At 47.7% G+C, this 9,333-nt stretch carries 5 protein-coding genes and 2 pseudogenes; 2 read left to right on the top strand and 5 right to left on the bottom strand.

Annotated features, from left to right (window positions below):
* Positions 1-160: 160 nt before the first annotated feature.
* Both ABZJ92_RS19130 and mdtF read left to right on the top strand, forming a co-directional pair.
* Positions 161-418, top strand: a pseudogene (locus tag ABZJ92_RS19130) (HlyD family secretion protein); the annotation flags it as partial.
* A gap of 24 nt (positions 419-442) precedes the next feature.
* Positions 443-3,556, top strand: a pseudogene (mdtF, locus tag ABZJ92_RS19125) (multidrug efflux pump RND permease MdtF).
* 362 nt (positions 3,557-3,918) lie between these two features.
* Here mdtF and gadW read toward each other — a convergent pair.
* The 5 genes from gadW to ABZJ92_RS19100 all read right to left on the bottom strand — a co-directional run bounded on the left by gadW (position 3,919) and on the right by ABZJ92_RS19100 (position 9,332).
* Positions 3,919-4,647, bottom strand: a complete 729-nt coding sequence (gene gadW / locus ABZJ92_RS19120; RefSeq protein WP_000149999.1) for an acid resistance transcriptional activator GadW — start codon at positions 4,645-4,647, stop codon at positions 3,919-3,921.
* Positions 4,648-5,014: 367 nt separating this feature from the next.
* A complete protein-coding gene (gadX, locus tag ABZJ92_RS19115) occupies positions 5,015-5,839 on the bottom strand; it encodes an acid resistance transcriptional activator GadX (RefSeq protein ID WP_001191070.1) in 825 nt (274 codons plus the stop codon).
* Positions 5,840-6,208: 369 nt separating this feature from the next.
* Positions 6,209-7,609, bottom strand: a complete 1,401-nt coding sequence (locus ABZJ92_RS19110; protein WP_000372244.1) for a glutamate decarboxylase — start codon at positions 7,607-7,609, stop codon at positions 6,209-6,211.
* A gap of 210 nt (positions 7,610-7,819) precedes the next feature.
* Positions 7,820-9,217 carry a cytochrome c peroxidase gene (gene ccp, locus ABZJ92_RS19105; RefSeq protein ID WP_000784828.1) on the bottom strand — a complete coding sequence of 466 codons (1,398 nt, stop codon included), beginning with the start codon at positions 9,215-9,217 and terminating at the stop codon, positions 7,820-7,822.
* Positions 9,218-9,275: 58 nt separating this feature from the next.
* A complete protein-coding gene (locus ABZJ92_RS19100) occupies positions 9,276-9,332 on the bottom strand; it encodes an IS1 family transposase (protein WP_003032489.1) in 57 nt (18 codons plus the stop codon).
* Position 9,333: the final 1 nt, after the last annotated feature.

The following is a 9,333-nucleotide window of genomic DNA, read 5'->3' as shown; positions in this document are numbered from 1 at the left end:
ATGCATTTTTACCGAAATAGCCATCTATAAACAATAAAAATATATAGAAGATATCATTTGTTAATTAACAAGCATTTTTATCTTGAATGTTTTTGCTATCACACGCGATAGCCTATCTTGAATGATTTTCAAAAATATCTTGAATAATTTTGCGCGCTTTATATTACTGGTGCCGCAGGAAGGCGTCACCCACAACGCCCAGGGTAAAGCAACGGCGCTCATTCTGGATAAAGACGATGTCGTGCAGCTACGCGAAATTGAAGCCAGCAAAGCCATCGGCGACCAGTGGGTTGTCACCTCTGGCTTGCAGGCTGGCGATCGGGTGATCGTTTCCGGTTTGCAACGCATTCGTCCGGGTATCAAAGCACGAGCAATTTCCTCCAGCCAGGAAAACGCCAGCACCGAATCGAAACAATAACGTTGCAGGCTTAAGGGGACTTTCATGGCTAACTATTTTATTGATCGCCCGGTTTTTGCCTGGGTACTTGCCATTATTATGATGCTTGCAGGTGGTCTGGCGATCATGAACTTACCGGTTGCGCAGTATCCGCAGATTGCGCCACCGACCATTACCGTCAGCGCTACCTATCCGGGTGCCGATGCGCAAACGGTAGAAGACTCGGTCACTCAGGTGATTGAGCAAAATATGAATGGGCTTGATGGCCTGATGTACATGTCTTCAACCAGTGATGCGGCGGGTAATGCCTCTATCACTCTGACCTTCGAGACTGGGGCATCTCCTGATATCGCACAGGTTCAGGTGCAAAATAAACTGCAACTCGCTATGCCTTCATTACCTGAAGCGGTGCAGCAACAGGGGATTAGCGTCGATAAGTCGAGCAGTAATATCCTGATGGTAGCGGCGTTTATTTCTGATAACGGCAGCCTCAACCAGTACGATATCGCGGACTATGTAGCGTCTAATATCAAAGACCCGCTAAGCCGTACCGCGGGCGTTGGTAGCGTACAGCTCTTTGGTTCCGAGTACGCCATGCGTATCTGGCTGGACCCGCAAAAACTCAATAAATATAACCTGGTACCTTCCGATGTTATTTCCCAGATTAAGGTGCAAAACAACCAGATTTCTGGTGGTCAACTGGGTGGCATGCCACAGGCGGCAGACCAGCAACTAAACGCCTCGATCATTGTGCAGACGCGTCTGCAAACGCCGGAAGAATTTGGCAAAATCCTGTTGAAAGTTCAGCAAGATGGTTCGCAAGTGCTGCTGCGTGATGTCGCCCGCGTCGAACTTGGGGCGGAAGATTATTCCACCGTGGCGCGCTATAACGGCAAACCTGTTGCCGGGATCGCCATCAAACTGGCTGCCGGAGCAAACGCCCTGGATACCTCGCGGGCAGTCAAAGAGGAGCTGAACCGCTTATCAGCCTATTTCCCCGCAAGTCTGAAGACGGTTTATCCTTACGACACCACGCCGTTTATCGAAATTTCTATTCAGGAAGTTTTCAAAACACTGGTTGAGGCTATCATCCTCGTCTTCCTGGTCATTTATCTGTTTTTGCAGAATTTCCGTGCCACCATCATCCCGACAATTGCCGTACCGGTGGTTATTCTCGGGACGTTTGCGATCTTGTCGGCGGTCGGTTTCACCATCAACACGTTGACTATGTTCGGGATGGTGCTGGCGATAGGGTTACTGGTGGATGACGCCATCGTGGTGGTGGAGAACGTCGAGCGTGTCATTGCGGAAGATAAGCTACCGCCGAAGGAAGCGACGCATAAATCGATGGGGCAGATCCAACGTGCGCTGGTCGGGATTGCCGTTGTTCTTTCTGCAGTGTTTATGCCGATGGCCTTTATGAGCGGTGCAACCGGGGAGATCTACCGCCAGTTCTCCATCACGCTGATCTCCTCCATGCGGCTTTCAGTATTTGTGGCAATGAGCCTGACCCCTGCCCTGTGCGCCACCATTCTGAAAGCCACGCCGGAAGGCGGTCACAAACCTAACGCCCTGTTCGCACGCTTCAACACGCTGTTTGAAAAATCAACTCAGCACTATACCGATAGCACCCGCTCGCTGTTGCGTTGTACCGGTCGCTACATGGTGGTCTACCTGCTGATTTGCGCCGGGATGGCGGTGCTGTTCCTGCGTACACCGACCTCTTTCTTACCAGAAGAGGATCAGGGGGTATTTATGACCACCGCGCAGTTACCTTCCGGTGCCACCATGGTTAACACCACGAAAGTACTGCAACAGGTGACGGATTATTATCTTACAAAAGAGAAAGATAATGTTCAGTCGGTGTTTACCGTTGGCGGCTTTGGCTTCAGCGGCCAGGGGCAAAACAACGGCCTGGCGTTTATCAGTCTCAAGCCGTGGTCTGAACGTGTCGGTGAGGAAAACTCGGTTACCGCGATCATTCAGCGGGCAATGATTGCGTTAAGCAGTATCAATAAAGCCGTCGTCTTCCCGTTCAACTTACCCGCGGTGGCTGAACTGGGTACCGCGTCAGGTTTTGATATGGAACTGCTGGACAACGGTAACCTGGGGCACGAAAAACTAACCTAGGCACGAAACGAGCTGTTATCACTGGCAGCGCAATCGCCTGACCAGGTCACCGGGGTACGCCCGAACGGCCTGGAAGATACGCCGATGTTCAAAGTGAACGTCAACGCCGCGAAAGCTGAGGCAATGGGTGTGGCGCTGTCTGATATCAACCAGACAATTTCCACCGCCTTCGGCAGCAGCTACGTGAACGACTTCCTCAACCAGGGGCGGGTGAAAAAAGTGTATGTCCAGGCAGGCACGCCGTTCCGTATGTTGCCGGATAACATCAACCAATGGTATGTACGCAACGCCTCTGGCACGATGGCACCGCTTTCTGCCTACTCGTCTACCGAATGGACCTATGGTTCACCGCGATTGGAACGCTACAACGGCATCCCGTCAATGGAGATTTTAGGTGAAGCGGCGGCCGGGAAAAGTACCGGTGACGCTATGAAATTTATGGCAGACCTGGTCGCTAAACTTCCGGCAGGCGTCGGCTACTCATGGACCGGACTGTCGTATCAGGAAGCGTTATCCTCAAACCAGGCTCCTGCACTGTATGCCATTTCACTGGTCGTGGTGTTCCTCGCCCTCGCCGCACTCTATGAGAGCTGGTCAATTCCGTTCTCGGTGATGTTGGTTGTTCCGTTAGGCGTCGTTGGCGCATTACTGGCCACCGATCTGCGCGGCTTAAGTAATGACGTCTACTTCCAGGTTGGTTTGCTGACCACCATCGGGCTTTCCGCCAAGAACGCCATCCTGATTGTCGAATTTGCCGTTGAGATGATGCAGAAAGAAGGGAAAACGCCGATAGAGGCAATCATCGAAGCGGCGCGGATGCGTTTACGCCCAATCCTGATGACCTCTCTGGCCTTTATTCTCGGCGTGCTGCCGCTGGTTATCAGTCATGGTGCCGGTTCTGGCGCGCAAAACGCGGTAGGTACCGGCGTGATGGGCGGGATGTTTGCCGCAACAGTGCTGGCAATTTACTTCGTTCCGGTCTTTTTCGTTGTAGTGGAACATCTCTTTGCCCGCTTTAAAAAAGCGTAACGTGTAAATGAGAGTAAGGTTGAACGTGAAGGTTCAGCCTTACTCTTTCCTGCTAACCATTCACCACTCAACAACCAGCTAACCGTCAGGAATACCAGGCTTAGTACACAGCACTGAAAGTAGAAACCACTCCAGCCATTCGTCATCAATTTGAACAACACAATACTGACCCACATTCCCGTAATCGTATGAATTGTCAGCTTAATAATCCCAAACATGCCGAGTCTTTTCCTCCTAAAAATACCTATACCGCCTGGCAAACTGCGAAAGAGAACTAGCCGGTAGCCCGGCAGAAATCATCAGGGAAGAGTTTCACATGAAGCAGGTGTGAGATCCTGACCAATATTCAAATGCAAAATATGTCAGGAAAAGGTACCTGGCGAATGTTGCGCAAACTGATGTGGCGTTACACCATAATATTGTCGAAATGTGTTTATAAAGTACGACGTACTGCTATAGCCACATTTTTCCGCAATAGTATGCAGAGGAATTTGACGTAACTCGAGTAATCGTCTGGCCATCGACATCCTGGAAGCGAGTAATATTTTACTGAAACAGGTATTTTCATCCTGCAACTTTTTTTTGATGAGACTCTCGCTGGTATACATTCTTTCCGCGATATCGCGCAGATACCAACGTTTGGCGATATCAAAGCTAATAAGGCGTTCAACTTTTCCTGAAACAGTGCTGATGCTATTGAAAAGTAAGGGGATCAGTTCTTTCTTATGAGAAAACATCGATAAACAGGAAAGGTAGAGCATATTGCTCAGTATCGGTGAATTTACCCCGGATTCATTGAAGCTATCAAAAATCGCCGTCACCAGCGGCATGGGGGGTGACTGGTTAATTAACAGACGGTCTTTGCTATGTAACCCTAAATTGCGTGGTAGCTGACGAATATTTTGTAAGTAATGGCAAACTGTCAGCTCATCGATATCCAGTCGTCGCGTATCCGGTGAACAAAACGCAAAATCGTCTGCCAAATTTTTCTCCAGCAGCAGGATACTCTCGTTATGCAGCGATATTTTTTGCTGTTCATGATAAATATCGAATGAACGACGAATGAGGATCACCGAGCAGACATGAGTCATGATTATCCCTTATATTTCATACTGCGATTATTTCAATTTCAGTATACTAATGAAATGATGACAGACTGTTTCTTAGCGCAAAAACTGCCAGATTTGGTAGGACCAAAATTTATCCACAAAGTAGTTTTGCATAACAGTTAATTGATAATAAGTAAATGCAGCACGAATATATTTTCGCACAGCGTATAGCTTATGTTTATAAAAAAATGGCTGATCTTATTTCCTGTAAAAGTTATATTTAACTTACTGAGAGCACAAAGTTTCCCGTGCCAACAGGGAGTGTTATAACGGTTTATTAGTCTGGAGACGGCAGACTATCCTCTTCCCGGTCCCCTATGCCGGGTTTTTTTTATGTCTGAGTAAAACTCTATAATCTTATTCCTTCCGCAGAACGGTTAGTGCCGTAAAAATTCCCTTGCGCAACAATACTTGCCGCCGAGTCACGGTTCGGCAATCCCTGCGCCGATCGCTCCTGATACTCTGTGGGCGTCATCCCATAATAATTTCGAAAGACGTAAATGAAATACGACACGCTGTGATATCCACAGGACACTGCGACTCGCTTAATTGAAAAGCCATGTATAACAATAAGTTGCAAAGCACGTTGCATTCTACACTCAGTAAGCAACTGTGAATATGATGTCTCTTCTTCGCGCAATTTTTTCTTTAACAGGCTTGGACTCATCAACAGCTCGCTGGCGATTCGGGCTAGTGTCCACTCATGGGCGATATTATTATTGATAACCGTACAAACTCGTGTTCGCATGTTCGGTTGCAAAACGTTCAAAAGCAGCGGTATAAAGTGCTCATCCTCAAGAAAAACAGATAACAACGCAAAGATTAATGCTCTTTTACGTAGCATTTCTGCATAGCGAAGATTCTTATTCTGCGATAGTTGCGCAACTTCCTGAAAAACAGGAATATCTCTGCTACAGTGATGAACGAGTAATGAAGAAATTTTTTTATGTGCATGAAGATTTAATGCCTCCTCCTTGAGCATCGGCAGAAATAATGAAAGCGTATCCCTTGATACTAATACAAAATTTTCAACACACTTATCTACTCGAATTTGGCTTGCATCCGCAAAAACCAGGTCACCGCCATTAAAATAGCGATATTCACCATTAACCATGGTGAGAATATATTTATGTCTTGCGTACGCAATTAGACAATTCCCATGTAATGATTGCATAGTTGACTTAATATTACATAAACATATTACTGTTAATTAATGTAGCACGCCGCCCTCTTAAGTCAAATTGATTGATAAATAAATTTAAACGAAGCGGGAGAACAGGATGATAATGTGTGATGTTCTACGGGCAGGATGACTGGATTTATAATACAAAAACGTGTTTAAGAACGCAGTGAAATTAATAGCAAGCAAATAATCCCTTTTCGTGACATTAAAGGTAATCGCTACATTTAATAAACATTCATATAACATATATCTTATCAACACGATGAATAGACAGCCAATATATTATTGCGATTAATAAGCAACCGAATGCCCAGCTGTTTTTTTAAAGGCTGGGCATTCGGTTTTTACAACGTTATGTTATCAGGTGTGTTTAAAGCTGTTCTGCTGGGCAATACCCTGCAGTTTCGGGTGATCGCTGAGATATTTCAGGGAGGCTTTGTAGTCTTCCAGCAACAGTTCAGCAAAGTCCATTTCGAAGCCGCGACGACACATAATGCGCATCACCACGATGTCGGTGGCTTCACCGCCGAGAGTGAAGGCCGGAACCTGCCAGCCGCGCAGACGCAGACGTTCAGAGAGGTCGTACAGGGTGTATCCCGGATCTTCACCATCTTTCAGTTTGAAGCAAACCGCCGGGATGCCTTCGTCCGGGCGACCCGTACAGATGAACTCATACGGCCCCTGTTTGGCGATTTCATCCGCCAGATAAGCGGCAACCTGGTAAGAGGCGTTCTGTACTTTGGTATAGCCTTCACGACCGAGGCGCAGGAATTCATAGTACTGTGCAATTACCTGACCCGCCGGGCGGGAGAAGTTGATGGCAAAAGTACCAATTTGACCACCCAGGTAGTCAACGTTGAACACCAGTTCCTGCGGCAGCGCTTCTTCGTCACGCCAGATAACCCAGCCGCAGCCCAGCGGAGCCAGACCGAATTTATGGCCTGAAGCACTGATCGATTTCACACGCGGCAGGCGGAAGTCCCAGACGATATCCGGGGCGACGAACGGTGCCAGGAAGCCACCGCTGGCAGCGTCGATGTGCATGTCGATGTCGATACCGGTGTCGGCCTGGAATTTATCCAGCGCATCGTGCAGCGGTTGTGGGAACTCATAGTTACCGGTGTAGGTCACGCCGAAAGTCGGCACCACGCCGATGGTGTTTTCGTCACAGGCTTCAATCATGCGTTTCGGGTCCATAAACAACTGACCGGGGCGCATAGGGATCTCACGCAGCTCCACATCCCAGTAGCGGGCGAATTTATGCCAGCAGATTTGTACCGGACCGCACACTAGGTTTGGTTTATCCGTTGGTTTGCCTGCAGCTTCCATACGCTTGCGCCAACGCCATTTCATCGCCATCCCGCCGAGCATACAGGCCTCGGAAGAACCAATGGTGTTGGTGCCAACGGCCTGACCATTTTTCGGCGCAGGCGCATGCCACAGATCGGCAACCATATTTACGCAACGCAGGTCGATGGCTGCGGATTGCGGATATTCTTCTTTGTCGATCCAGTTTTTATTGATCGACAAATCCATCAATTTATGGACGTTTTCGTCGTCCCAGGTCTGGCAGAAAGTGGCTAGGTTCTGACGAGCGTTGCCATCAAGATATAATTCATCATTGATAATCTGGAATGCGACATCATCGCGCATTTCGTGCAGCGGAAATCGTTTTGACTCCGCGATAGTAGAAATGGCCTTTGCGCCAAAACGTGAATCGAGTAGTTCTGAGCGGAAATCCGTTAACAGCTTCTGGTCCATTTCGAACTCCTTAAATTTATTTGAAGGCAATAAAAAAGTAGGATTTATCCGCAATGGAAGCAAGGCATTACAGGCTTAATTTAAATAACAAAATCCTAAGCAGAAAAACGACTTTTTATAATATAAACATTTAACATGATAATATTAAAAACAGACTTTATTATCGTAATAAAAATCGCCCAAACATTCCTGTTCGGGCGATCAAATTAATTATTGTTTATCCTGCATATACGGCGTGTACACCCCGTTCAGACTGTGCAGGAAAGCTACGATATCATCCACATCCTCCTGCGGCAGCTCTTTGCCTACCTGATAGCGCAGCATCAGTTTCACCGCCCCGTCCAGCGTCGGCACGTCACCGCGATGGAAGTACGGTGCCGTTAAAGCAACGTTACGTAAACCGGGTACTTTCTGACGCAATTTATCACGCTCTTCTTTAGTCACATTCATACGACCAATATCCGCCGCCGTAATTTCCCCAAAGTTAAAGTCTTTTTTCAGCCCCAACGGTTCAAAGGAACGTCCGCCGAGAATAATACCACCATGACAAGTTGCACATTTATTATCTTTAAATAATTGATAGCCTTTTTTCTGTTGCGCCGTCAGCGCATTTTCATCTCCACGCAACCATTTATCAAATGGGGAATCCGGCGTAATTAATGTTTTCTCAAATTCAGCAATGGCATCAGTAATATTTTCGCCACTGAAACCTTGCGGATAAACTTCGAGGAACTGCGCTTTAAGCTGCGGATCTTTTTCCAGCTTAGCAATAATTTCGTCCCAGGATTTCGACGCCATTTCAATCGGGTTCAACGGCGGTCCACCTGCCTGATCCTGCAATGTTGCCGCACGACCATCCCAGAACTGCTCAACGTTAAATACTGAGTTAAATACCGTCGGCGCATTAATCGGCCCAACTGCGCCACCAACACCAATCGATGTTTTTCTGCCATCGACGCCCCCCGCATTCAACGTATGGCAATGAGCGCATGAAATGGTGCTATCAGCCGATAAACGGGGATCGTGATACAGCGCAAAGCCCAACGCCACTTTTTGCGCATCGGTAGGCAGTTTTTGCGGGATGGGCTGCACCGGTTCATTGCGATGCTCCGGAGCAGTATCATTGCTGGCGTAATATTCCGCGCGCTGTTTTGCAATCCAGGCCAGTATTTCCGCCCGCTCTTCATCACTCACCTTACCCGCCCAGTGTAGCGCGGTATAACGCGTTGGTGGCATAGTTTCATACTGCATCACCCATTCAATCTTATTCAGATCGCTTTGCGAAACGGGTTTATCAGCCAGCAGTGCCGCACGCACGGCCTCGAGGTTAAAAGATTTATATCCAAGCTTAATGTCGTAATCCATCAACTGTTTCGCGCCAGGAATATAATAATAGGCGGGTAATTCTGCCGAAGGCGTGTGGCAATAGTCGCATCCTTTTTCGCGGAGAAAGCCTAAAACCTTATTATTTTCACTGACAGCAGATGCCTGAACATCGGCCTGTTTACTGCGTTTATTATCGTGGTACCACACATAACCAGATAACCCTAAATAGCAAATCGCGACGCCAGCCAGGCCGATCGCGGTAATACGTGAGACCATTTTCATTATTCTTCCCTCACGGTGGTGAGTTATTGTGACCCAGAAAATTGGTAATGACTCCAACTTACTGATAGTGTTTTATGTTCAGATAATGCCCGATGACCTTGTCATGCAGCTCCACC

Source organism: Shigella sp. FJ200513, assembly GCF_040495915.1.
Lineage (GTDB): Bacteria > Pseudomonadota > Gammaproteobacteria > Enterobacterales > Enterobacteriaceae > ECMA0423.
The sequence above is the reverse complement of the archived record's forward strand: the minus strand, read 5'-3'. Positions and strand labels throughout refer to the sequence as shown.